This window comes from Paraglaciecola sp. L1A13 (assembly GCF_009796745.1).
In the GTDB taxonomy this organism is placed as follows: Bacteria; Pseudomonadota; Gammaproteobacteria; order Enterobacterales; family Alteromonadaceae; genus Paraglaciecola.
The window spans coordinates 3,472,082-3,497,442 of sequence record NZ_CP047024.1; the positions used below are offsets into that span (position 1 = coordinate 3,472,082).

26 protein-coding genes are annotated in these 25,361 nt (G+C 43.2%); 1 reads left to right on the forward strand and 25 read right to left on the reverse strand.

The window, feature by feature from the left end:
- Positions 1 to 63: 63 nt before the first annotated feature.
- On the reverse strand, positions 64 to 513 hold the full coding sequence (locus GQR89_RS14635) for a regulatory protein RecX (protein ID WP_158770717.1): 450 nt from the start codon (positions 511 to 513) through the stop codon (positions 64 to 66).
- Between the two features lie 44 nt (positions 514 to 557).
- Here GQR89_RS14635 and GQR89_RS14640 point away from each other — a divergent pair, with 44 nt between their 5' ends.
- Positions 558 to 1,715: a GNAT family N-acetyltransferase gene (locus GQR89_RS14640; RefSeq protein ID WP_158770718.1), complete on the forward strand. Its 1,158-nt coding sequence runs from the start codon at positions 558 to 560 to the stop codon at positions 1,713 to 1,715.
- A 72-nt stretch (positions 1,716 to 1,787) separates the two neighbouring features.
- Here GQR89_RS14640 and GQR89_RS14645 read toward each other — a convergent pair whose 3' ends face one another.
- The 24 genes from GQR89_RS14645 to fliL all read right to left on the reverse strand — a co-directional run bounded on the left by GQR89_RS14645 (position 1,788) and on the right by fliL (position 25,318).
- Complete coding sequence (locus GQR89_RS14645) at positions 1,788 to 2,375, reverse strand: DUF938 domain-containing protein (RefSeq protein WP_158770719.1); 588 nt, start codon at positions 2,373 to 2,375, stop codon at positions 1,788 to 1,790.
- A 75-nt stretch (positions 2,376 to 2,450) separates the two neighbouring features.
- Positions 2,451 to 5,075, reverse strand: a complete 2,625-nt coding sequence (gene metH, locus GQR89_RS14650; RefSeq protein ID WP_158770720.1) for a methionine synthase — start codon at positions 5,073 to 5,075, stop codon at positions 2,451 to 2,453.
- 91 nt (positions 5,076 to 5,166) lie between these two features.
- The gene (locus GQR89_RS14655) at positions 5,167 to 6,225 is read right to left on the reverse strand and encodes a homocysteine S-methyltransferase family protein (protein WP_158770721.1); all 1,059 of its coding nucleotides are present in this window, start codon (positions 6,223 to 6,225) and stop codon (positions 5,167 to 5,169) included.
- A gap of 33 nt (positions 6,226 to 6,258) precedes the next feature.
- A complete protein-coding gene (gene metA / locus GQR89_RS14660) occupies positions 6,259 to 7,185 on the reverse strand; it encodes a homoserine O-succinyltransferase (RefSeq protein WP_158770722.1) in 927 nt (308 codons plus the stop codon).
- 376 nt (positions 7,186 to 7,561) lie between these two features.
- Positions 7,562 to 7,966, reverse strand: a complete 405-nt coding sequence (locus tag GQR89_RS14665; RefSeq protein WP_158770723.1) for a DUF2802 domain-containing protein — start codon at positions 7,964 to 7,966, stop codon at positions 7,562 to 7,564.
- Between the two features lie 37 nt (positions 7,967 to 8,003).
- The gene (locus GQR89_RS14670; protein WP_158770724.1) at positions 8,004 to 8,498 is read right to left on the reverse strand and encodes a chemotaxis protein CheW; all 495 of its coding nucleotides are present in this window, start codon (positions 8,496 to 8,498) and stop codon (positions 8,004 to 8,006) included.
- Positions 8,499 to 8,521: 23 nt separating this feature from the next.
- Positions 8,522 to 9,301, reverse strand: a complete 780-nt coding sequence (locus tag GQR89_RS14675; protein ID WP_199271330.1) for a chemotaxis protein CheW — start codon at positions 9,299 to 9,301, stop codon at positions 8,522 to 8,524.
- On the reverse strand, positions 9,298 to 10,077 hold the full coding sequence (locus GQR89_RS14680; RefSeq protein ID WP_158770725.1) for a ParA family protein: 780 nt from the start codon (positions 10,075 to 10,077) through the stop codon (positions 9,298 to 9,300). Before GQR89_RS14680 ends, GQR89_RS14675 begins: the two co-directional genes overlap by 4 nt.
- Before the next feature lie 75 nt (positions 10,078 to 10,152).
- Positions 10,153 to 11,292, reverse strand: a complete 1,140-nt coding sequence (locus GQR89_RS14685) for a chemotaxis response regulator protein-glutamate methylesterase (protein ID WP_158770726.1) — start codon at positions 11,290 to 11,292, stop codon at positions 10,153 to 10,155.
- 24 nt (positions 11,293 to 11,316) lie between these two features.
- Positions 11,317 to 13,527 carry a chemotaxis protein CheA gene (locus GQR89_RS14690; protein WP_158770727.1) on the reverse strand — a complete coding sequence of 737 codons (2,211 nt, stop codon included), beginning with the start codon at positions 13,525 to 13,527 and terminating at the stop codon, positions 11,317 to 11,319.
- A 12-nt stretch (positions 13,528 to 13,539) separates the two neighbouring features.
- Positions 13,540 to 14,283, reverse strand: a complete 744-nt coding sequence (locus tag GQR89_RS14695) for a protein phosphatase CheZ (RefSeq protein ID WP_158770728.1) — start codon at positions 14,281 to 14,283, stop codon at positions 13,540 to 13,542.
- 32 nt (positions 14,284 to 14,315) lie between these two features.
- Entirely contained in the window at positions 14,316 to 14,699 is a 384-nt protein-coding gene (gene cheY / locus GQR89_RS14700; RefSeq protein WP_158770729.1) for a chemotaxis response regulator CheY, read from the reverse strand.
- A 46-nt stretch (positions 14,700 to 14,745) separates the two neighbouring features.
- Positions 14,746 to 15,474: an RNA polymerase sigma factor FliA gene (locus tag GQR89_RS14705; RefSeq protein ID WP_158770730.1), complete on the reverse strand. Its 729-nt coding sequence runs from the start codon at positions 15,472 to 15,474 to the stop codon at positions 14,746 to 14,748.
- A complete protein-coding gene (locus GQR89_RS14710; RefSeq protein WP_158770731.1) occupies positions 15,471 to 16,337 on the reverse strand; it encodes a MinD/ParA family protein in 867 nt (288 codons plus the stop codon). Before GQR89_RS14710 ends, GQR89_RS14705 begins: the two co-directional genes overlap by 4 nt.
- Positions 16,334 to 17,650, reverse strand: a complete 1,317-nt coding sequence (gene flhF / locus GQR89_RS14715; RefSeq protein WP_158770732.1) for a flagellar biosynthesis protein FlhF — start codon at positions 17,648 to 17,650, stop codon at positions 16,334 to 16,336. The genes GQR89_RS14710 and flhF overlap by 4 nt, the downstream gene beginning before the upstream one ends.
- A 34-nt stretch (positions 17,651 to 17,684) precedes the next feature.
- A complete protein-coding gene (gene flhA, locus GQR89_RS14720; protein WP_158770733.1) occupies positions 17,685 to 19,787 on the reverse strand; it encodes a flagellar biosynthesis protein FlhA in 2,103 nt (700 codons plus the stop codon).
- 109 nt (positions 19,788 to 19,896) lie between these two features.
- Positions 19,897 to 21,021 carry a flagellar biosynthesis protein FlhB gene (flhB, locus tag GQR89_RS14725; RefSeq protein WP_158770734.1) on the reverse strand — a complete coding sequence of 375 codons (1,125 nt, stop codon included), beginning with the start codon at positions 21,019 to 21,021 and terminating at the stop codon, positions 19,897 to 19,899.
- 15 nt (positions 21,022 to 21,036) lie between these two features.
- Positions 21,037 to 21,816 (reverse strand): flagellar biosynthetic protein FliR, encoded by a 780-nt coding sequence (gene fliR, locus GQR89_RS14730; protein ID WP_158770735.1) that lies wholly within the window; start codon positions 21,814 to 21,816, stop codon positions 21,037 to 21,039.
- Between the two features lies 1 nt (position 21,817).
- Positions 21,818 to 22,087, reverse strand: coding sequence for a flagellar biosynthesis protein FliQ (fliQ, locus tag GQR89_RS14735; protein WP_158770736.1), 270 nt, complete (start codon positions 22,085 to 22,087; stop codon positions 21,818 to 21,820).
- Positions 22,088 to 22,089: 2 nt separating this feature from the next.
- On the reverse strand, positions 22,090 to 22,845 hold the full coding sequence (gene fliP, locus GQR89_RS14740) for a flagellar type III secretion system pore protein FliP (RefSeq protein ID WP_158770737.1): 756 nt from the start codon (positions 22,843 to 22,845) through the stop codon (positions 22,090 to 22,092).
- Positions 22,838 to 23,338, reverse strand: a complete 501-nt coding sequence (gene fliO, locus GQR89_RS14745; RefSeq protein ID WP_158770738.1) for a flagellar biosynthetic protein FliO — start codon at positions 23,336 to 23,338, stop codon at positions 22,838 to 22,840. Before fliO ends, fliP begins: the two co-directional genes overlap by 8 nt.
- Positions 23,298 to 23,693 (reverse strand): flagellar motor switch protein FliN, encoded by a 396-nt coding sequence (fliN, locus tag GQR89_RS14750; protein WP_158770739.1) that lies wholly within the window; start codon positions 23,691 to 23,693, stop codon positions 23,298 to 23,300. Before fliN ends, fliO begins: the two co-directional genes overlap by 41 nt.
- A 20-nt stretch (positions 23,694 to 23,713) precedes the next feature.
- A complete protein-coding gene (gene fliM / locus GQR89_RS14755; RefSeq protein ID WP_158770740.1) occupies positions 23,714 to 24,772 on the reverse strand; it encodes a flagellar motor switch protein FliM in 1,059 nt (352 codons plus the stop codon).
- Between the two features lie 18 nt (positions 24,773 to 24,790).
- On the reverse strand, positions 24,791 to 25,318 hold the full coding sequence (gene fliL, locus GQR89_RS14760) for a flagellar basal body-associated protein FliL (RefSeq protein WP_158770741.1): 528 nt from the start codon (positions 25,316 to 25,318) through the stop codon (positions 24,791 to 24,793).
- Between the last annotated feature and the right edge of the window lie 43 nt (positions 25,319 to 25,361).

A 25,361-nucleotide genomic window follows, 5' to 3' on the forward strand; every position in this document is an offset into this window, starting at 1 on the left:
AACTATTAATTAGTCAGCAACGATAGCATGTTTTCTGCCGACTTGTTAAGGACTTCACTGTACTTAGGACAGGCTTTGCAACGCATTAATTTGCTCGTGACTAAACCCGCGATACAGCAAAAATCGATTACGTTTTTGCTGTTCTTGCCAATCCTTTGCAGGTTTACGGCCAAATTTTTTCAAGGCGACTTGCAATAACAATGCATCCCAATCGATTTCTTGTTCGACAATAGCCTGTTCTATCAATTCGCCTGCCACTTCCTGTTGAATCAACTCATTGCGAATACGTTGCTCACCTACTCCTTTTGCCACTCGACTGCGAACGATCATTTCAGCGAAACGTAAGTCACTTTGAATATCAGCTTCACTAAACTGTTTAATACGTTCTTCGCAAAGCGCTTTGTCGTATCCCTTTGCTAATAACTTTTTTAATAATTCATGGTAGCCATGCTCGCGCATGGATAAATATTTGGTAATACTATATTTAATGTTCTTGCTATCGTTATCTGTCATATCAGGTAATATAATCTCCCAACCAAAGGGTCCTGTAGAGTGTTATGCGCCAAATATTTAATTTTAAGTTTCTAAGCGCCATAGAGCAAATCGACAGAGAGAGTTGGCATGCACTGGCGTATCACTGCGATCCGTTTCATCAATACGCCTTTATTCAGGCGCTCGAACGCTCACATTCGGTTGAACCACAAACAGGTTGGCATCCCCAGCATCTCACAATCTATCAGAACGATACTCTGGTAGGCATTCTACCTTTGTATATTAAAAATCATAGTTATGGCGAATATGTATTTGACTTCGCGTGGGCCAACTCTTATAGCGAACACGGCCTAAATTACTACCCTAAATTGGTTTGCGCCATACCCTTTACGCCAGTTCCAGGGGCCCGCTTAATGTTAAAAGAAGACGTCGACCAAGCACAATTGATTCCGCAACTGTGTAAAGCTATTCAGCAGCATGCCAAGCAAAACGGACTGTCTTCTATGCATTGGTTATTTGTACCAGAATCACTCAGTACCGCATTAAACCAACAACAGCATTTGATGCGACGAGCCGTTCAATTTCAATGGTTTAATCGTGATTATCAAGATTACGATGACTTTTGCGCGACCCTCACATCAAGGCGCCGTAAAACTATTCGCAACGAAAGACGTAAAGTACATGAGCAAGGCGTAAAGGTTGAGCGAATATACGGTGAAAAAATCACTGCTGAACATATAGATTTTTTTTATCAGTGTTATCAACAAACTTATTTAAAACGCAGTGGGCACAAGGGATATCTAAATCGAGATTTCTTTACCCGACTTTATCATTCAATGGATAGCAATATATTGCTTGTTATCGCCTCACGTGATGATATTCCCTTAGCGAGCGCATTCTATATGTTCGACGATCAACAACTCTATGGACGTTATTGGGGAGCACTGGAAGACATAAGCAATCTGCATTATGAATGCTGTTATTATCAAGGTATTGAGTTTTGCATAGAGCACAATATCAGTACATTTAATCCCGGTACCCAAGGCGAACACAAAATATTGCGTGGTTTTGAACCCGTCTATTGCTATTCAAATCATTGGTTAGCAGAACCTGCTTTTCATGATGGTGTTCGACGTTTTCTGCGCCAAGAAGATATCAATATCCAATCTTATAAAACCAACGCATCTGAACTATTACCGTTTAAAGTCACATTACAAGAGTAGAGCGTTATCTTGTGGTGTTAACGTTAGCCGTTTTGCATGTAAGATAGGGGCTGTGTACAGCGGTATTTAGCGTTATGGTTTACGCCAAATCAACATAAAATTATTGGCTGGCATAGGGCGCACTTCAGTAAGAGAAAGTCCCTTGGCCCAGCCTGTTAATTCATCAATATCGCGAATACCACCGCACCCTTCATTCAATAAATGCTGGTTAAATGCCAAGTTACTTTCGCTAGTAAATGCATTATCGACAGTAAAGGGACCATACTGACAAAACACGCCCCCTGAAGGTAAATTTTTCGCCACTAGTTGCATCATGATTTCGGCTTCATGGGGTTGCATAATATGGGTGGTATTAGCCGTATAGACACTATCTATGCCCTGCCCCGGCCAGTCGTCCAAACCAATTTGAAACGCCAATGGTTGCCGAATATTGGTTGCCTTTGTATCTGCAAGCCACGCCTGAATACTGAGGTGATTGACCGTCAGATCGCTCGTTTGCCAATGTAAATTGGCTAATTCAGGCGCAAAATAAGCAGCATGTTGCCCAGTACCAGAGCCAATTTCGAGCAAATGGGTACGATCAGTCAGTGCCTCTTTTAATACCGCTAAAATAGGCACTCGATTATTTTCGCATGATGGGCTAAAACGTTTGTCACTCATGGTCATTTCTGCTTTCACTCTGTGTGGCTAAGCTTGCGCTTTATTTATATTTTTCGCGATGCCCCAAGAGCAATACTAGTTATTAAGATTTGGCCCAAGCCATTTCTCAGCTTCTAACTCAGACCAATTTTTACGTTTAGCATAATCAAGCATTTGATCTTTTTGAATTTGAGCGACGGCAAAATAACGCGATTCTGGATGAGAAAAATACCAACCTGACACTGCAGCGCCTGGCCACATGGCATAGCTTTCGGTCAATTTCATACCGGTATTTTGTTCCGCATCGAGTAAGTTCCATATAGCTTGTTTCTCGGTATGCTCAGGGCATGCAGCATAACCGGGAGCAGGACGGATCCCTTGATATTTCTCGCGAATTAACTCTTCGTTACTGAGCGATTCATTTGGTGCGAATCCCCAAATTTCTTTACGCACTTTCTCATGTAAGTATTCGGCAAAACCTTCGGCAAGACGGTCAGCAAGTGCTTTGACCATAATACCATTATAATCATCGCCATCCGCGATGTAGGCGTTGGCGATCTCATCTTCGCCAATACCAGCGGTTACTGCGAAAGCGCCCAAGTAGTCAGCCTTATGAGAAGATTTTGGTGCAATAAAGTCACTTAAACAATTGTTAAAACCTTTTGCCTTCTCGGTTTGTTGACGCAAGTGATGACACACCTCTCGCACCTCGGTTCGTTGCTCATCAGTGTAGATTTCAATATCATCATCAACCCGATTAGCCGGGAAAATACCCACGACGCCCTTAGCCTGCAGTTTTTTATTGGCACATAAATCGTCTAATAAGGCTATGGCATCATCAAATAACGATTGCGCTTCCTTACCCACTACCTCATCTTGCAAGATACGCGGATATTTACCAGCCAACGACCAAGTTAAGAAAAACGGCGTCCAGTCTATATATGCACGCAGATCAGCCAGATCAACCGAAACTGTTCGCACACCTAAATTTTTAGGCACTGGAGGGGTATATTGACTCCAATCTATGTCTGCGGCGTTAGCCCTTGCCTTCTCTAGGCTGACGGGGCGGCTACGAGGTTTTTTACGAGCGTGTTGCTCACGTACAACGTCATATTCTTTAGATATTTGTACCGCGTATGCTGGGCGGTGCTCCTTGGAAATAAGTTTTTGGCACACGCCCACCGCTCTACTGGCATTAGGCACATACACGACGGGTTGGTCATAGTTTTGTTCAATTTTAACTGCTGTATGTGCTTTTGATGTAGTCGCCCCACCAATAAGTAGCGGCAAATCCAAACCTAATCGTTGCATTTCTTTCGCTACATACACCATTTCGTCGAGAGACGGCGTAATCAAACCAGATAAGCCAATCATATCAACATTTTCGTCTTTGGCGACCTGCAGAATTTTGGCGCAAGGCACCATTACACCTAAATCGATAATTTCGAAGTTATTACATTGTAGAACCACACCTACAATGTTCTTACCTATGTCATGTACATCACCTTTCACCGTTGCCAGTAAAATTTTACCGTTCGTACTGCCCACATCTTTTGTAGCTTCAATGTAAGGATTTAAATACGCGACGGCTTTTTTCATAACGCGCGCTGATTTAACCACCTGAGGAAGGAACATTTTACCTTCACCAAATAAGTCACCCACCACGTTCATACCATCCATTAAAGGACCTTCGATGACATGCAAAGGCTTTTCAGCCTGTTGGCGCGCCAGTTCTGTATCCTCATCAATATAATCGGTGATACCTCGAACAAGTGCATGCTCTAAACGCTTATTAACGGGTAACTCACGCCACTCAAGGTTTTCTTTAACTTGCGCCTTACCATCCCCTTGATACTTAGGGGCTAGTTCTAATAAGCGATCTGTCGCCTCGGCATTCCGATTAAGTATCACATCCTCAACCGCTTCTTTTAGCTCCGCTGGGATTTGGTCATATACTTCAAGCTGACCAGCATTAACGATGCCCATATCCATTCCAGCTTTGATAGCATGGTACAAAAACACCGAGTGCATTGCTTCGCGCACCGGATTATTACCGCGGAATGAAAAAGAAACGTTCGATAAACCACCGGATATATGGGCATGGGGTAATTCTTGGGTAATACGCCGAGTGGCGTTAATAAAATCTACGGCATAGTTGTTATGTTCTTCAATACCTGTCGCCACGGCGAAGATATTGGGATCAAAAATAATGTCTTCTGGCGGAAAGCCGATTTTCTCAGTTAAAAGCCGATAGCTACGCTGACAAATTTCAAATTTACGGTCTTCAGTATCAGCTTGACCTGATTCATCAAACGCCATAACAACCGTCGCCGCTCCATAGCGTTTTAGCAATTTAGCTTGATGTAAGAAGTTCTCTTCCCCCTCTTTTAAGCTAATAGAGTTAACTATTGCCTTGCCTTGTACGCACTTTAATCCCGCTTCAATAACTGACCATTTAGACGAGTCAATCATTATGGGCACACGAGAAATATCCGGTTCAGAAGCAATCAAATTTAAGAAACGAGTCATGGCTGCTTCTGAGTCCAACATAGCTTCGTCCATGTTGATATCGATGATCTGCGCACCGTTTTCTACTTGCTGACGAGCAACATCTAACGCTTTTTCAAAATCGTCTTCTAGAATTAGGCGTTTGAACATGGCAGAGCCTGTTACATTGGTACGCTCGCCGACATTGATAAAAGATGCACTTGCTTTGGTCATAAGTCACTCAGTCTACTAAATTTTTTCATTTACTACTTCGCAGGGCTAGGTAACAAAGCGACCCACGAACATTACGTCTTTTGGCGGCAACTTAATGCACAAAAGGCTCTAATCCCGATAAACGCAGTTTGACCTCGCGCTTAGGGATAACCCGCGGTGCAACACCATCTACTACATTGGCGATGGCAGCAATATGCTCGGGGGTTGAGCCACAACAACCGCCGACTATATTCACTAGCCCGGAGTGTGCCCATTCGCGAATATGCTCTGCCATTTCGTCGCTTTCTAGATCGTATTCGCCAAACTCATTTGGCAATCCTGCATTAGGATGTGCTGAAACTAGGCACTCCGCCACAGTAGACACTTCATCTACATACTGGCGCAATAAATCAGGACCTAACGCACAATTCAAACCGAAAGAAAACGGGTTAGTATGACGCATCGAATAATAAAACGCTTCGGCGGTCTGGCCCGACAACGTTCTGCCGGATGCATCGGTTATTGTACCTGAAATCATAACCGGTAAGAATTTGCCTAACGCTTCAAATACAGTATCAACGGCAAAAGCCGCAGCTTTGGCATTGAGTGTGTCGAATATGGTTTCTATCATGATCAAATCAGCACCGCCTTCGATCAATCCATGCGTTGCTTCTACATATGCTTCGACTAATTGATCAAACGTTACGTTACGCTCACCGGGATCATTTACATTTGGTGAAATGGATGCTGTGCGACTCGTCGGCCCTAACACACCAGCCACAAAACGGGGTTTATCAGGTGTTAATGCGGAGTATTTATCAGCCGCTTTACGCGCTAATTTCGCTGCCTCTATATTTATCTCCTTAGCAAGAGATTGCATATTGTAATCAGCCATTGAAATCGTAGTGGCATTAAAAGTGTTCGTTTCAATAATATCCGCCCCAGCTGCAAGATAAGCGCAATGAATATCATAAATCGCATCAGGCTGAGTCAAAGTCAGTAAATCATTGTTGCCTTTGACATCACTCTGCCAATCTATAAATCGCTCACCTCGGTAATCATCTTCTTGAAAATCATGAGCCTGGATCATGGTTCCCATGGCGCCATCTAAAATAAGAATGCGTTTTTTTGCAGCGTCGTGTAAGGTTTGTTCGGAGGATACTGTTGACACTATATTTCCTTTAAAACTGATAAATAATTTGCTCTAATCTTTCTTTGACAATGATGCCAAATCATAGGGCGTGTTCTGATATACGTAATAGTTTAACCAATTGGTAAACAGCAAACTACCATGAGCTCGCCAAGTCACCATAGGTGCCTGGGTTGGATCATCTTCAGGATAGTAATTTTCGGGAATAATTGCCTCTAAACCGGCGTTAACGTCTCGCTGGTATTCTTGAGCTAAGCTGTCAGGATCATATTCTGGGTGCCCTGTAACAAACACTAAGCGTTTATCCTCTGATGCAACAATATATGCCCCTGTTTTTTCAGAACTCGCGAGTACTTTCAATCCATCCACAGATTCGTAATCAGCGACGCTGATTTCACCATAGCGTGAATGCGGCGCATTAAATATGGGATCAAAACCGCGCATTAGCTCATTGTGTTCATTTTGCACCTGATGTGGAAAAATCCCACTCAATTTGACGTCTCGTAAACTGCGATTCTTGCCAAAAAAATGATATAGCGCAGCGTGGGCTGCCCAACATGAAAATAAGGTGGACTGGACATGTTGCCGAGCCCACTCCAACACAACCTTCATTCTTTCCCAGTATTTAACATCATCGTAATCCAGCAGCGCCAAAGGCGCACCTGTTACAATTAATCCGTCATATTGCTTATCAGCCACGTCATCAAAGTTGTGATAGAAGGCTTTCATATGGGATTCAGGTGTGTTTTTGGGCGCCTTGTTATCGATACGAATCAAATCTACATTAATTTGCAGGGGAGTATTCGACAACAAACGCAAAAACTGCACTTCCGTTTCTAACTTATTCGGCATTAAGTTCAAGATACCCACTTCCAGCGGACGGATATCCTGCATGGCAGCACGGTCGGTATCCATTATAAAAATATTCTCACTATTTAAAATGCTCTGTGCGGGCAATTCAGTAGGAATACGAATAGGCATCATGGCTCCAAGATGTGTTGAGATGCTCTAAATTTGGAGCAAAACGAGATGAATGTCAACATCTTTACGTCTAGACGTCTAAACGTAAACTATTTAAAAATATTCATTTTTTATGGGTAAACGGCAATCGTTTGGGATTACTGCAAATGGTAAGATTGTCTCGCTGCGCTTTGAATTCAAGAGATTAATACGTTGTATCAAATGCAGTAATTTACCGCCCCAAGTATAGTTTAAAGCCAATGCAGATGGTAAACGAGTGCCATCAGGGCACAAATGAAAAAGGGGCACCTTTGAGGCAAGGAGTGATATAAAGCGGTAGTAAGTTAGGTAAAACTAATCTGACAAGGGAGGAATAATAAAACAAGACCGTAAACGATTAACCCTTATGAAGGTTGTAAATTAGCTCGGCTTCGGCCTTAGGCATATCGCACTCATGCATTAACTCTTCAACCGAGTAGCCGCTTGCGACTAGCTTTGCCGCTTGTTGATACAAACGGCTTTGGGGATCTTGATTAGCAAGTTGCTCTTGCTGAACGGCAGTTTGCTTAACCGTCGTGACCAACGCTTTTATTTTGTCACCCATGCCGATGCTACCCACTCGTACTTCTTGCAACTCCTGTTGATTAACAAGCAATTGCTCTTGCAACGCCGCCAAACGCGTTTGTTGCTGTTCGCATTTTTCTTGCAACCCCGCGATACGCTTTGTCAGCACAGTACAAACACCAATAAATAGCACTATGGCGATAATAATAACCAAGTAAATCAGATGATTTATTTCCACATTTGCGTCCAGTTGCATTACTAATTAGTGTTACGAATTAAATATTCGTTAACTCATCCCACTCTTCATCGCTCAAGAGTTTGTTCAGATCGACCAAAATTAACAACTGACCGTCACGATTACTCACACCTTGAATAAACTTAGCGCTCTCTTCCGTTCCAACATTTGGTGCACTATCAATTTCCGATGAACGTAAGTAAACCACTTCGGCAACACTGTCGACCAATATACCTAGCACCTGCTCTTCAGATTCGATAATAACGATACGTGTGCTGTCAGTTAAATCCGTTGGTTCTAATCCAAAGCGAGCACGAGTATCAATAACAGTGACGACATTGCCGCGAAGGTTAATAATGCCTAACACGTAATCAGGCGCACCGGGTACTGGCGCAATTTCGGTGTGGCGTAAGACCTCTTGTACCTGCATAACGTTAATGCCATAGGTCTCTTCACCTAACTTGTAAGTTACCCATTGCAATACTTCATCATTGCGATCAGAAGATGCGTTACTTGATGTTCTATCTTCAGTCATATTTCTACTCCAGCATCAATTTGCTAGTTATCATTGCTATTCATACCTTGATCAAGCAAACGAATAAGTTGCTTAACATTTACCAAGGCACACATTTTTTTCTTTACCATGCCACTGAGCCACGTACGCTTGCCATCAAACTTGCGCCACTTTACATCATCGGGTTGCAAAGTAATGGTGTCAATAATACGTTCGCACGCTAATCCCCATCCACTGTTATCTAACGTAATAAGGTATTGATTTTTCGCTGAATCAGCTAGTTTTTCGTTACCTTTTTCCGGCATAACCCACATAGCGGTATCCACTACGTTCATTTTATCATCACGGTGTAGCATGACACCTTTGAACCAACTGGGTTTACCAAAAATTGGCGTTACTTCTGCTAGTTGATGTATTCCCCCTAGCTCGGTTAAAGGAAGCGCTAGCGATAGTCCCGCAACTTCAAAAATAAGCGCTTGAAACGGTTCTGAATATATACCCGTATCTTGTGCATTGCCGTCGACGGCGCTGTCTGTGGCATCTTGGACTTTTTCCGTTAGGTTAGCCTTTGGTGCTTCTGCCTGTAACCCGCTAACCGAACCGATTAACGGCTCTTCTAATGCTTTATCTTCTCGGCTATCGTCGCTTATCGTTTGCTCAGGCGCTGCGTCAATAACATCAGCCTCTGAGCGAAGCAATACTGATGCACTGTCCAGTAATTTACTGACGTGCTCTAGCGGCTCAAAATTGCTATCGTCTTCGGTAAGTAAGGAAGACAGATATTCTTCCATCACATCTTTCTTACCAAACGTTCTGCGACTCATTTAGCTACCTCTAGTAGACGTAAATGACGTAATAAACTGGTATAGGCTAATACACCTCGAGCTTTTGGTGCATGAATCGATGGAAGAGAATGATTTGCGCTGGCGTCACGAAATTTTGTATCTATAGGTATTAAGCCCTGCCACACTGAATCACCATGAGTTTCACGTAAGGTGTGATACGCCCCAATCGCCGCTTTTACGCGCTTATCAAACATAGTCGGAACTATGGTGTAACTAAATTTCTTGCGCAAGGATTGCTGCATAATGTGCAGTGAATCAAGCATTCTATCTAAACCCTTTAGTGCCAAAAATTCAGTTTGTACAGGTATAACGACTCGAGTGGATGCAGCTAACGCGTTAACCATCAGTACACCTAAAACAGGTGGGCAATCGATAATCGCATATTCGAATTCATCATCGAGCAGTGCCAACGCTTTTTTCAAAATGAGTCCCATGCCACTTTGATTACCTAGTTTACGGTCCAAGGTAGCTAGCGCCATGCTAGCCGGCAGGATGAATAGTGAATCAAGTTTTGTCGGACACAGGCAATCTAAAACAGTGTCTTTATCTAAAGGATTATCATGCACAAACACATCATATAAGCTGCGAGTCAGATCCTCAGAATCAATACCAAAATAATAACTCAAAGACGCGTGAGGATCGGTGTCTACTAGAATCACCTTTGCCCCACGTTGAGCTAGCAAACCACCTAGGGTAACCGCTGTCGTAGTTTTACCGACTCCCCCTTTTTGGTTTGCAACAGTCCACACCTTCACGTTAATTACCTTTTAGTGGCTTATTGGTCGCATTGCAAATACATCCTTTTGCCTGAGCAATCGGGATAAAACACGCTAAACCATTTCTTTTACAATATTGCTTTCAAACGAATCAATAGAAAACTCTCTTTCGGCAATCCCTGAAGACATCACGGCTTGTGGCATACCATATACCACAGAGCTTCTCTCATCTTGGGCCCAAATTTTTGCACCTTTCTTCTTAAGCTCACTAGCACCTACTTTCCCGTCAGCCCCCATACCGGTAAGAATAATGCCGAGCACATCCCCACCATAAACTTTAGCAACAGACTCAAAGGTAATGTCCACGCTGGGCTTATACAATATATCGGCATTGTCCGGCGCATCATAAACACTAAATTTCACTCTATGACCATCATTTTTAACAATCAGTTGACGTCCACCTGGCGCAAGATAAGCCACTCCTGCCTCAACAATTTCACCGTCTTCCGCTTCTTTCACAGTAAGCTTAGACAATTGATTTAGCCGTTCGGCAAATGCCCGAGTAAAAGCACCGGGCATATGTTGAACAATAAATATAGGATAAGGAAAATTTTTCGGGATATTGGTCAACACTTTTTGCAGTGCAACAGGCCCGCCAGTAGACGTACCTATGGTTAAACACCGGTATTTTTTGCCTGATGGGATCCCAGCAGACGTCGAAGAATAAATCGCTGTTGACACCGAGGTGGTTCTGGTTGATTGCACCAACGGGTTGCTAGAATTGCGACTAACAGGCTTGTTAAACAAAATAGCTTTTGGTGGAGCAACAGTAGGTGTTGAAGAACGAAATCCATGATGTTTCCGACACAGACCTTTAACTCGAGCTTGCAACAGAGCAACGGCATCCCGACGATTACTAGCAATATCATCGAATTTCTTAGGTAAAAAATCCATGGCGCCCGCGTCCAGAGCATCCAGTGTGGCTTTAGCTCCTTCTGAGGTAAGAGAAGAAAACATAATAATCGGCACTGGCTTGCGTGCCATGATTTTCTTAACAGCAGTAATACCATCCATAATGGGCATTTCTATATCCATGGTCACCACATCAGGATTAAGTCGAATAACCATTTCAATCGCTTCTTGCCCGTTTCTGGCTTCACCGACCACTTCTAAATTGGGGTCTTGTTCTAAAATTTCTTTTACACGGCGCCTAAAAAAAATCGAATCATCAACTATTAAAATCTTATAAGCCATGTATGTTCTTTCAAAACCTCGAGATTATCGCGCTTGCCGAATGGCATCGGCTTTTTTCTTAGCATAATGCTTTAATAAACCAGGTACATCGAGGATCAACGCAATACCACCATCGCTAGTAATAGTTGCTCCCGCCATACCAGGTGTACCTTGCAATAATTCATCTAGTGGTTTAATGACCACTTCTTCTTGCCCGATGAGCGCATCAACTACAAAACCGAGTTGTTGAGTACCAATTTGCACCACAACTACATGTCCTTTTGAGCGGTCTAACGGTATTGCTTTAGTATTCTTGCGCACTAGCCATTCACGCAGATAAAATAATGGTATTGCTTTAGAACGCACAATTTTAGTCAACTGTCCGTCGACCATATTGGTCTTGCTCATATCCATATTAATAATTTCGTTAACCGAGCCTAAGGGTAAGGCAAACGTTTGATCGCCGACCACAATCATTAATGTAGGCAAAATGGCGAGGGTCAACGGTACTTTTATTTCTAACGTGGTCCCCTTGCCCAGCACTGAATCAATTTTAACCGAACCATTTAATTGATTGATCTTCGTTTTGACCACATCCATGCCTACACCACGGCCTGACACTTCGGATATTTCAGTTTTAGTAGAAAAACCTGGGGCAAAAATTAAATTAAAGGCTTCTTCATCCGACATACGTGCAGCAGCGTCGGCATCTAGCACCCCGCGAGATATCGCAATCTCTTTAAGTTTTTCAGGATCCATTCCTTTGCCATCATCGATGATGCTCAGTAAGATATGGTCCCCTTCTTGGGATGCGGATAACTTGACGGTTCCTAATGAAGGCTTGCCTGCAGCAATACGATCTGCTGGCATTTCAATACCGTGATCTACCGAGTTGCGCACCAAATGCACTAATGGATCCGCTAAAGCTTCAACCAAATTTTTATCTAAATCGGTATCTTCACCTTCAAGCTCAAGGGTAATTTCTTTGTTCAAGGTGCGAGCTAGGTCTCTAACAACTCTAGGAAAACGCCCAAACACTTTTTTGATAGGTTGCATTCGCGTCTTCATCACCGCGCCTTGCAAATCTCCCGTCACTACATCTAGATTGGCAATAGCTTTAGACATGCACTCATCGTTTACCGTTAACCCAAGGCTAAGTAATCGATTTCGCACTAACACTAACTCGCCGACCATGTTCATAATTTGATCTAAGCGTTTGGTATCAACCCTAACAGTTGTTTCTGGCTGCGCAACCGATGGACGCTTTTCTTCTCGCTTCGTCGCTGTTGTCTTATTTTGTGCAGTCTGAGAATTGGTTACTGGCACACTAGCTTGGGTCGGTGCGATCTTCGGCGCACTAGACTTAATAGCATCACCGACTGAAGTTGACTTATCAACCTCAGGTACCACTGCTTTGACAGGTTCTGGCTTAGTCTCAGAGGTAGGTGCTTTGCCTTTGCCATGTAACTGATCGAGCAAAGCCTCAAATTCATCATCGCTGATATCCTCATCATCAGATGAAGATGTTTTTGCGGCAGGTTCTTTAACAGACGCTTCAAAAGTATCTGATGAGGTGTCTTGCCCCTCACCGAATTGACCTTCTCCGTGAAGCTGGTCGAGTAATGCTTCAAATTCATCGTCACTGATATCATTGTTGTCATCCTCTGCTGCCCCAGAGGTAACGGCTGAAGATTGACCAGAGGCGCTTTTACTAACTGGATTGCCTTTACCATGTAATTCGTCTAACAATGCTTCAAATTCAGATTCATCAAAATCATCAGATTCTGATTTAGCGGGAGAGTCAGATTCCGATACAGTTTTATTCTGTGCTTCCACTTGCGTCACTTTAGCGACGTCATCTTTTGACTCAGGCTTACTCAGACGATGCAAGGTATCGAGTAAATTTTGACTCGCCGGCACCAGCGGTTTTTGAGATTTTACATCTTCAAACATAGCCACCACTTCATCTGTGGCCTGAAGAATAATGTCCATAAGTTCTGGCGTTAGCGTACGTTGTCCGTTGCGCATTACGTCGAAAACGTTTTCGGCCCCGTGACAAATATCCACCAACTCAGTGAGCGAAAGAAAGCCTGCTCCGCCTTTTACAGTATGGTAGCCACGAAAAATAGCATTGAGTAACTCTGCGTCTTGTGGATTGTTTTCCAATTCGACGAGTTGTTCTTGAAGCTGTTCTAATAGCTCCCCAGCTTCAACTAAAAAATCTTGAAGAATTTCCTCGTCAACATCAAACGCCATATTCTAACGCCTCTAAAATCCTAAACTTGATAGTAAATCATCAACATCATCTTGGTTAGATGCGACGTCGTCACGGTTAGCAGCATCGATAATCGGGCCTTCCGCTTTAACACTATCGGCTTGTTTATCAGATATATGAGTTATTTCCAGCGATTCTGCACCACCAAACATAGTCAGCATATGTACTAAACTATCTTCCACCACTTTGACCAGTTCAATAACACGACGAATAACCTGACCTGTGATGTCTTGGTAGCCTTGGGCAAGTAGCATTTCAGTGAGAAGTTCGTGTAATTGACTCGACTCTGCTTCACCTTCCTCTAAAAAGGTATCAAGACGATGGCACAAGGTATTAAATTCACCTACTGCTAATTGACGGCCCAATAGTTTCTTCCACTCAGGAAGAATTGCATTTATTTCCAAGTTGAATTTTTCAGCAATCGGCATACAACTATCAACAAGATCCATCGTACGGTTTGCTGCTTTTTCAGTGGTTTCAATAACGTAAGTAAGTCTAGTTTTGGCGTCTGGGATCTCTTCGTTTGCTATATTAGCGATACGTTCATCGAGTTGAAAGTTATTAAGTGAATCATGAAGTTGGCGAGTTAACTTCCCCACCTCTTCAAATAATTCAACTGAATTACTATCATTTACACTGTCGAGTAATTTTCTAGCGCTTTGATTATCGCCATTTTCAAGCATCACAACGAGTTGCTTTGCTTCTTCTAACGACATTGGAGCAGAACTTGAGGTCATATGGCCTTCCTTTTTGTTCTGAAAAGCCTAAATTAACCTAAACGTTCAAATATTTTTGTCAACTTCTCTTTAAGCGTTGCTGCAGTAAATGGTTTGATAACATACCCATTCACGCCTGCTTGTGCAGCGGCAACGATCTGTTCTTTCTTAGCTTCAGCAGTCACCATCAACACTGGCGTATGTTTAAGATTTTCGTCCGCGCGAATTGCACGCAGTAAATCAATACCTTGCATGCCTGGCATATTCCAATCGGTTACGACAAAATCAAAATCGCCTTGTTGCAACATCGGCAATGCTGTACTTCCATCATCTGCTTCTTGAATGTTTGTAAACCCTAAATCTTTTAAAAGGTTTTTGATGATACGACGCATGGTCGAAAAATCATCAACAACCAAAATCTTCATGTTCTTGTCCAAAATAATCTCCGCTCAGGGCAAATCACAGTATTTGTGAGTTTTTGTTTTATTCTTCAATACGCCAAGTTTGCATTTTACTTTTGAGTTTTAACATCGCCTGGCTGTGTATTTGACTAACACGCGATTCGCTGACGTCTAAGACATCCCCTATTTCGCGCAAGTTTAATTCTTCGTCATAGTACAGCGACAATACAATCGCTTCTCGTTCAGGCAGGGTCGTTATCGCGTGAGCCAAGGCTTTTTGAAACGAACCTTGGAGTAAGTCTTCAAACGGGGTATCAGAGCCTTTAGATTGTTCGTTGGTAACCACATCTTCGCTCACCCCTAAATCTTCTATGCCGATAATTTTGCCCGCATTAACTTCCCCGAGCATCTGGTGATATTGATCAATACTCACGTCAAGTTTTTTAGCGATATCAACATCTCTGGCATCGCATCCAGTTTCACGTTCGACTTGATTTATCGCACTGGTAATTGCACGGCCATTTTTATGCACTGACCGAGGCGTCCAATCCCCTTTACGAATCTCGTCAAGCATAGAGCCACGGATACGAATACCCGCAAAAGTCTCAAAACTTGCTCCCTTGGTACCGTCAAAATTACGTGAAGCTTCAAGTAAGCCAATCATACCAGCCTGAATCAAATCATCGACCAGAACACTGGCAGGTAAGCGCGCTATTAAATGGTGTGCAATACGTTTTACTAATGGTGCATGACGCTCCACTAACGCATTTCTGTCATCTAACTGCTGGTACGCAGACGCTTTGTTATTCACCGGATGTCGCCTACTGCTTTTTTAACGATAAGCTGCTCTAGGAAAAATTCTAAATGTCCCCCAGGTTGCGACGGCACCGGCCAACTGGCCGCTTGCTGTGCTAATTTGTTTATCGCTATCGCTGCAGGAGAAGTCGGATAAGCTTCAACTATTGCTTTTTGCTTGCGCACTGATTTACGAATATTCTCGTCAAATGGGATGGTGGCAACCAATTCCAAAGCAACATCTAAGAAGCGATTTGTCACTTTGGTTAATTTATTAAATAGTTCTTGTCCCTCTCGCATATTGCGCACCATATTGGCCACGATTTTAAAACGAAAGACGCCGTGTTCTTTATTCAGAATTTTAATCAATGCGTAAGCATCAGTTAATGAAGTGGGTTCATCACACACTACCACCAGAATATCTTGAGCTGCGCGCGAGAAACTCAGTACCATGTCAGAAATACCTGCCGCGGTATCAACAATCAATACATCGATTTGCGAACGGAGTTCACTGAAGGCTCGAATTAATCCTGCATGTTCTGTAGGTGTGAGCTCAGTCATTGACTGACTACCGGAGGTCGCCGGGGCAATTTTAATGCCGTAAGGACCCTCAACCAACACCTCGTCCAAAGTGCATTCGCCCGACAATACGTGAGAAAGATTCTTCACGACTCGTAAGCCCAGTAATACATCAACGTTAGCTAAGCCTAAATCCGCGTCCAGCACCATCACTCTTTTACCCTGTTGGGCCATAGAGATTGCGGTGTTCAAGGTGACATTGGTTTTACCCACTCCACCCTTGCCTCCGGTCACGGCGATCACTTTAATTAATCGCGATTGATTCATTCTTCTTAAGCTACTTGCTTGGTCCTCAATCATACTGCCACTGCTGTGTTAGTTAATGAATTATCACTAGTATGAATTAATACATGCTTTTTATAAAGCTTGGCGGCACTGGTAATCAAAAATTTTGCTTCAGCCACTTTTAAGTCTTCCGGAACCTTTTGGCCATCGGTTATAAAACTCACGGGCAATTTGTGCTCGATGGCTGCACTAATCGCCTCTCCAAGACTGTAGCATTCATCTAATTTGGTGAAAATACAACCCTGTAACGAAATCTGCTTATAAGCTTTTATGGTTTGCTGCATAACCTGATACTGGCTATTTGCTTGCATCACTAAATAACTGCTGATATTTGCCGTGGTGCTTTGTTTCAGCGTTTCTAACTGTTTGATCAGTCTAACATCTCTTTGACCAAAACCCGCAGTATCAATAAGTATGAGACGTTTATTTCTAAACTGGAATAACAAATCGGACAATTCTTCAGCGTTTTGTGCTTTTTTAACCGAACAACCAATGATTCGAGCGTAGGTAGAAATTTGTTCATAAGCAGCAATACGGTAACTATCAATCGTTATTAAGCCGACATTTTCAGCGCCATACTTTTGCGCAGCCTGCGCCGCTAATTTAGCAACTGTGGTTGTCTTACCTGTACCCGTAGGACCCATTAAAACAGCAATACCGCCTTTGACTAACAAATTACTTTCTTCAGTCTGAATACGATTTGCCAATAACTTTAACAAAAACAACCAAGCTTGGCGCTCATCAGCCTTTGCCGGCGTATAAGAAACCACTTCATTAGCTAACGTTTGACTAATGCCCATTTTCTGTAACTTATTGGTTAAATACCCGTGCAATGGATGATTTCTGCTTTTATCTTGCTGTATCAAACCAGCCACTTGAAACTGTAGTACATTACGAAGAGACGCTAGTTCTTGACGCATCTCATTAAGTGCATCTTCTTGCTGAGGCTCACGAGGAGCGGTAGTCCGAGCAACTGGGGGAGGATTCGCATTACGTTGTGGCTGTGCTTGTACATGTTCAGGCTTATGAGTTTGCAATGACGCTTCTTTGGCATTTATTTGCTTTTCCAAAAGCGCTCGTAGGCTATCGGGTCCGCTGTCACCGATAATTTCGCTGAGCGTTGGAGTAGATTCAACCTTACGTTTAGGTGCAGATGCTGGGGCAGCGTGTTTTGGGCTTACCGTCGGCTCTCTGTCATATGCGGCAACAATTTCCACACCGTCATTAAGTTTTTTATTGGACATAATGACAGCGTCATCACCCAATTCATCTTTGACTTGTTTCAATGCTTCTCGCATATCTTTGCCATAAAAGCGTCTAATTTTCACAATTTACCCCTTGCTACTTACATCTCGTGACGGACTATTGACCTACCGCACTGACTATTTTTATTTGTTTGTCATCTGGAATTTCTTGGTATGACAATACATGTAAACCTTGTACTGCGTGTTTCAAGAATCGTGATAACACTGGGCGTAACATACCTGACGTTAATAATACGGCAGGCTCACCGGCTAATTCTTGTTGTTGAGAGGCATCATTTAGCGACTTTTGTAAACGTTCAGCTAAACCAGGTTCAATACCAGCGCCATCTCCACCACCTGCTTGAAGAGACTGGTGCAACATCTGTTCCAACTCTGGCGCCAAAGTTATGACTGGTAGTTCAGCTTGACCGCCGTTAATTTCTTGGATGATTAAACGCTTAAGAGAAATACGTAATGCTGAGACCAATACATCAGGATCCTGACTTTTCGGTCCGTATTCGCATAAAGTTTGTACTATCGTGCGTAAGTCACGAATCGGCACACCTTCGTAAAGCAATGTCTGCAGTACTTTAACCACAGTGCTTAATGAAAGAATATCTGGCACTAAACCTTCTACCAGCTTAGGACTTTGTTTGGCGAGAATATCCAACAGTTGCTGAACTTCTTCGTGGCCTAATAACTGATAGGCGTTGTTAGTCAGTAACTGGCTCAAATGAGTCGCAACAACTGTGGCGCTATCAACAACGGTGTATCCTAGGGTTTGTGCATGCTCTCGCTGATTGGCTCTTATCCAAACAGCATCTAGGCCAAATGCAGGATCTTTTGTTACCGTACCATCAAGTTTGCCAAATACCTGGCCTGGGTTAATAGCTAACTCATCGTCGTGACTAATTTCAGCCTCGCCAACAGCCACACCTAGCATTGAAATAGTATAATTATTTGGGCTTAAGTCTAGATTATCGCGAATATGTACAGGAGGGATAAGAAATCCCAATTCTTGCGATAATTTCTTACGAACTCCTTTAATACGCGTCAATAACTCGCCGCCTTGGGATTTATCAACCAGCGGAATTAAACGATAACCAACTTCAAGACCAATAGTGTCTACGTGCTGAACATCGTCCCAGCCGAGTTCTTTAATTTCTGCAGGCTGGGTATTGCCACGTTCAGGCGCAGGCACAAGTTCTTTGGGGGCAGAAGCGCGTTTTTGTTCACTCCACTGTTGGTAAAAAGCATACCCGCCCACTAAGGCACTAAAACCAAGGAAGGCCACATGTGGCATGCCTGGCACGATCCCCATGACAAAAAGAATACCACTAGTAATATACAAGGCTTGACGATTACCCAACTGACGAGTTAATTCTTGGCCCATTTCCTGTGAATCATTTTCTCTGGTCACGATTATTGCCGTCGCCACAGATAATAGTAACGACGGTATTTGCGCAACTAATCCATCACCAATAGTCAATAATGTGTATATTTCAATAGCTTGCCCAAAAGCCAAGTCATGTTGAAAAATTCCAATAAATAAACCACCCACAATATTGATCAGCATGATAAACATACCGGCTACTGCATCGCCTTTTACAAACTTAGATGCACCATCCATTGAACCATAAAAGTCAGCTTCACTGGTGACTTCAAAACGACGCTTGCGCGCTTCGTCTTGGTCGATAAAACCGGCATTTAAATCGGCATCTATTGCCATTTGTTTGCCCGGCATCGCATCTAGCGTAAAACGTGCGCTTACTTCTGAAATACGACCAGCACCTGCGGTGACCACTTTAAAGTTAATAATAAGTAGGATCGCAAATACCACTATACCTACCGCATAATTACCACCGATGACTACTTCACCAAACGATTGGATTACTTTACCAGCCGCATCTCCGCCTTCGTGCCCTTCAAGGAGTACAATTCGAGTAGAGGCAACGTTTAGGGCTAGACGTAGAACAGTGGCGATCAGCAAAACCAGTGGGAAAATACCAAAGTCTACCGGCTTCTTAGTAAAGACAGATACCAAAATAATGACTAAAGATAAGGCAATATTGAAACTGAACAATACGTCGAGAAGAAAAGCTGGCATGGGTAAAATAACCATACCCATGATGGCCAGCAAAACCAACGGAGCACCCATCTTAGACATCGCTGTCTGGAAGTGGCTTTTGTCGAAACTATTGAGATAAGCAGTAAGTTGCATAATGCGAATTTTTTGACACCTGGCGGACGTTTAACTTGATAAAGCAACTACCGCGCCAACTAACTCAATTCGGCATAAATGAAGGCTATCCAAAAGTGTAATAGCTGCCCTAACGCCTTAATTCATAGGGAATAGGCAAGTCTTTTGGGATCGATTTAGGACGTTTGCCCTTGCCATTTTTATAGGCTTTTAACTGAAATACATAAGCTAATATTTGAGCAACAGCCATAAATAGCTTTGCAGGAATCTCTGATTCAACTTCCGTGGAGTAATAAATTGCTCGAGCCAACATGGGCGAGGCAACAATGGGCACTTCGTGGGCACCGGCAATTTTCCGAATATGCATCGCCATTTCATCTACCCCTTTGGCAACAAGAACAGGCGCTCGGTTACCCTGTTGATCGTATTTCAACGCGATCGAATAATGCGTCGGGTTAGTGACAACAACATCTGCCGTCGGCACTTCTTGCATCATACGATTCGCGGCAGCCTGAAATTGCAGTCTGCGAATACGATTTTTAACTTGCGGGTCACCTTCGGCATTTTTATTTTCGTCTTTCACTTCCTGTTTAGACATTTTCATTTCTTTGTTGTGTTTATAGCTTTGGTAAGGCACATCAATCGCTGCGATAGGAATAAGTGCACAACACAACATAAGAAATGCCCATGAGATGAGATCCATGGCGTGAAACAAATTCTGTGGATATAGCTCCAAGTCAAGATGAAGGGCTTCGTCCTTAAAAACAAGCATGGCCACGTAAGCCATACCCATGATCACAAAAACTTTAGCGATCGCCTTTAGCAGCTCGACTAAGCCGTTCATACCAAACATACGCTTGATACCGGCAATAGGATTGAGCTTACTTGCCTTAGGAGCAGCACCTTGCCAGGTGAAGTTATACCCGCCTAATGCAATATTACCGTATATTCCTGCAGCAGTGATAATCACCATATACAGCATAACAGGAGTACTCACTGCCTCAATGGCATAACCCCACGCTTGAAACATATGGGTAAAATCATAGGTTTCGTCTCTGGACAAAGTGAACATACGCTGAGAGACAATATATATCGCCTTGGCGATTTGCCCACCCATCATAATAAATGCAGCGGCACTGAATACTAAAACCAACGCGGTAGAAAGCTCTTTTGAGCGAGCAATTTGCCCTTTTTTTCTGGAGTCCGTCGTTTTTTTGGCTGTGGGGTCTTCTGTTTTTTCGTTAGCATCAGACATGACTACTCTCCTCCATTATGGACATACATTGACCAGCTGACACATCATCTGCTGCGCTCGGTCCCACTGAAGTTCAAAGTGATATGTGAAGTTGTCCATGGTTATCCAGATAATCACCAAGCCTGTGATCTGGGCAATTGTGAAGCCCAGACTAAATATATTTAATTGCGGTGCGGCTTTAGTCATAACACCAAAGGCTAAATTTACAATCAATAGCGATACAATCGGTGCTAACGACAAGGTTAGTGCTGAAATAAACATCCAGCCAGCCCAATGGGCAATTTCTCTAAACTGCTCAGGTTGCAGCCAAGCCTCTCCTACTGGAAACGCGGTAAAGCTCATTACTACCATGCGGATCATAGCTAAGTGACCATCAAGCGCCCAAAAAAGCAAAGTGGCTAATATTAAATAAAACTGCCCTACTGCCGGAACGCTAATACCGTTTACCGGATCGACAATGGATGCGAAACCAAGGCCTGTCTGCAACGCGACAACTTGTCCAGCGAGTACGAACGTATCAAGCACCATAGAGGAAATAAAGCCTAATGAAATACCAATGATCAGTTGCTGAATAACTAATACAAATGTACTCACCGAAAAAACCTCTTCCACAGGCACGGGTGGTATAACAGGTATAATAATAAGGGTAATAAATAAGGTTAGTAATGCACGCACAGTTGTGGGCACTGTCTTAGCACTGAGGCCGATCATTGTCGCCAGCATGCCCGAAATACGCATAAAAGGCAGTAACATGTCACCCATAAACTGAGTAATAATGTCAGCTGAAAATTCCATCTTAACCAACCACTTCCGGAATCCGTTCAACCATAGTGAAGGTAAAATCCATTAATTTTTGAACGAGCCAGTGACCGCCCCAACTAAGCGATAATAACGTCACAATTAAGCGCGGTAGGAAACTCATGGTTTGTTCATTGATTGAGGTCGCCGCCTGAAACACCGCCACAATCAAGCCAACAAACAAACTGGGCAAAATGATGGCCGAAACCAACAATATGACCATATTGAGCGCTTCTTTTAGGATATCGACAAAGACCTCTGGTGCCATGATTAAGTCCCCATTCCAAAGCTATTAGCTAATGTACCGAAAACTAAATTCCAACCATCCACCAGCACAAAAAGCATTAATTTAAACGGTAGCGACACTATCATGGGTGACAACATCATCATCCCCATCGCCATCAAGATAGAGGCAACCACGAGATCTAAAATCAGAAAAGGAATAAACAGCATAAAACCAATTTGAAAAGCTGTTTTTAACTCGCTAGTCACAAATGCCGGGATCAACACATTCATGGGCACATCTGCTGGTTCCTGAAATTGATCTTCATAGCCCCCTATTTGTACGAAAGTTTCTAAGTCTTTCACTCGGGTTTGCGCCAACATAAACCCGCGCAGTGGCTCCTTGGCTAATTCGTATGCTTGAATAGATGTAATTTGCTCATTTAAATAAGGCTGTAACGCCGTTTCATTAATTTTTTCAAAAACCGGCGCCATAATAAACATCGATAAAAATAAGCTAACACCAATCAGAATTTGATTAGATGGCGATTGTTGTAAGCCAATCGCCTGACGTAAAATTGATAACACTATGATGATGCGCGTAAATGATGTCATCATCATAATAAAAGCAGGCAGCAAACTTAGCGCTGTCATAATGGCCACGACTTGTAATGTCATCGTGTAGTCTTGTGAACCATCCGCATTTTCAGTCATGGTTAATGCAGGAATACCCGGCTCCGCTAATGCCCAACTAGGTATGGCGATTAACACCCCCGCAAGTAAAATTAAAAATACCTTATTCATCGCGCTCTCCCGCACTTTTTTTCGCGCCAGAATTGGCAGTCGGCTGTAACTTTCCAGCCATAAACAGACTGAGCTTGTCTTTAAAGTTTTCACCGGATGGGGGCTTATCGTTTGCGATAGGGTTGTCTAGCTTAGCTAAATGATTGATGCTTTGCGCTGTCACGCCAATGAGATGCTGTTCGCCTCCCACATCAATCACTAAGACTCGCTCTTTTGGGCCGGCAGCAAGAGAAGCAACAACTTTAAGTTGTCCTGTACTTCCACCAGTGACGTTAAACCGTCGCATAATAAACGCCAACATGAAAACCACTGCTATAACGAGCAGTAAGGATAGAAAAATTGACACTATTGAAGTGGGATCAGAGAGGGTTTTTGCCTCAGCAAGAGCTGAATTAGGGGCTAAAAACAGAGGGCTCAGTAATATCCAAACCCTTGTTTTAAAAGAGGTTTGTCTATCGGAGCTTTTTAATTCTTTCCAGTTGACTAATGACATCAGTTAATCGAATACCAAATTTATCGTTGACTACTACTACTTCACCATGAGCAATCAACGTGCCATTTACTAACACATCGAGTGGTTCACCGGCAACGCGGTCTAATTCAACAACGGATCCTTGGTTTAACTGCAGTAAATTACGAATACTGATATGGCTGCGACCTACTTCCATGGAAATAGTCACAGGTATATCTAAAATCGTGTCTAACTTACGTTTCTCCGCAGGGGAAATGTCTTTGTCTTCTTCGAGCTCGTCATATTCGGCAACCGTTGCTTTACCATCTTTGCTTTCTTCGTCAGCCTGTTCAGCCATAGCTGCAGCCCAATCGTCTACGCCGTCTTCTTCACTCATAATAATTGCCTCTTGATTGGTTACAAATCATCTTCAAGGGTTTGTAACTCGGCGTCGCTATCTATTCTGCGGCCGCCTTTGGTTAATAGTTGTAATTCGGACTTAACCGATGTCGGTCTCGGTATTTTTCCGGTAATTTTAAGTGCTAAATTGTCTCTCGAGCGACCTAGTTTGGCTCTAAAAGTAGGTAATTCTTCAATCATCACGGTGATGTGCTCAGGCATATCAATAGGAATTATATCCCCCGCTTTAAGATCCATGATCTTTTTCAGGCTAAGGGTTAAATCCATCATATGAGTCGATAGCTCGACTTTTACGTCCATTATCTCATCTCGAAGGGCTTTGCTCCAACGTAAGTCGGTGTCTTCCTTATCACTTTGCACACCGGCATCTAACAACTCCCGTATCGGTTCAAGCATCGAATACGGCAATGACACATGAAAATCGCCACCACCGCCATCAAGCTCAATATGGAACGAACTGATGACGACAACTTCTGTGGGACTAACAATATTCGCCATGGCAGGGTTAACTTCTGAGTCCAAATATTCGAAGGAAACATCCATTACCGGCGCCCAAGCCTCTTTGTAATCCTCAAAGATAAGCTTAAGCAACATTTGAATAATACGACGCTCGGTAGGTGTAAATTCTCGTCCTTCGATTTTGGCGTGATAACGACCATCCCCTCCAAAAAAGTTATCCACTAGTATAAAGACCAAACGCGCTTCCATGGTGATCAGTCCCGTGCCTTTCAAAGGACGAAAGCGCACCATATTTAGACTTGTTGGCACGAATAAGGTGTGAATATACTCACCAAACTTAATCATTTGAATACCGTTAATCGACACTTCTGCCGAACGGCGCATCATGTTAAACAAACTGACCCGCATGTGTCTGGCAAATCGTTCGTTAACGATCTCCAAAGTTGGCATTCTTCCCCTAACAATTCGATCTTGTGACGAAAAGTCATATTCAAGAGCAGTGCCATCAGCAATAGCCTCTTCAACGTCGTCTTCATCAACGTCGTCTACTCCATGAAGTAGCGCATCGATTTCATCTTGGGATAATAAATCGCTCAAACTCTCTCTCGCTTATTCTTATTGCATTACAAAACCGGTAAACAATACTTGTTCTACCAGTTCATTGCCCGCGACATCTTTCAAGGTTTTTTGTACCTCTTTTAGGGCGTTAACGCGAATGGCGGCCTTACCGGCCTCGGTCACTAAATCGTCGGCATTCGCCTGACTAAAGGCCCGATTAAGTGCTCCTTGAATCGACGGAATGTGCATTTTAACTTTTTCTTCTGCATCACTACCACGCACCATCAATTGAACCTTAATTTCAACTAATCGGTCCCGACCGGTGCCTGGAACATTGAATGTGATCGGATTAGGGATTGATACATACAAGGCGGCCCCAGCTTTAAGCTGAGCTGACGGTTCGCCCTCGGCACCTTCAACCATTTCTTGTTCGGTTCCTTCTACCATGGCTGCTTCATCTTCGCCACCCAGTAAAAAATATGCGGCCGCGCCGCCACCAATAAGTAACACAACTACGATGATAATAATCATCATAAGCTTACTCTTCTTGCCGCCCTCTTCCATTTGTAATTCTTCTTCAGCCATGACCACGCCTTGTATAATAATTTTCCGGTATTATCGTTCTTAC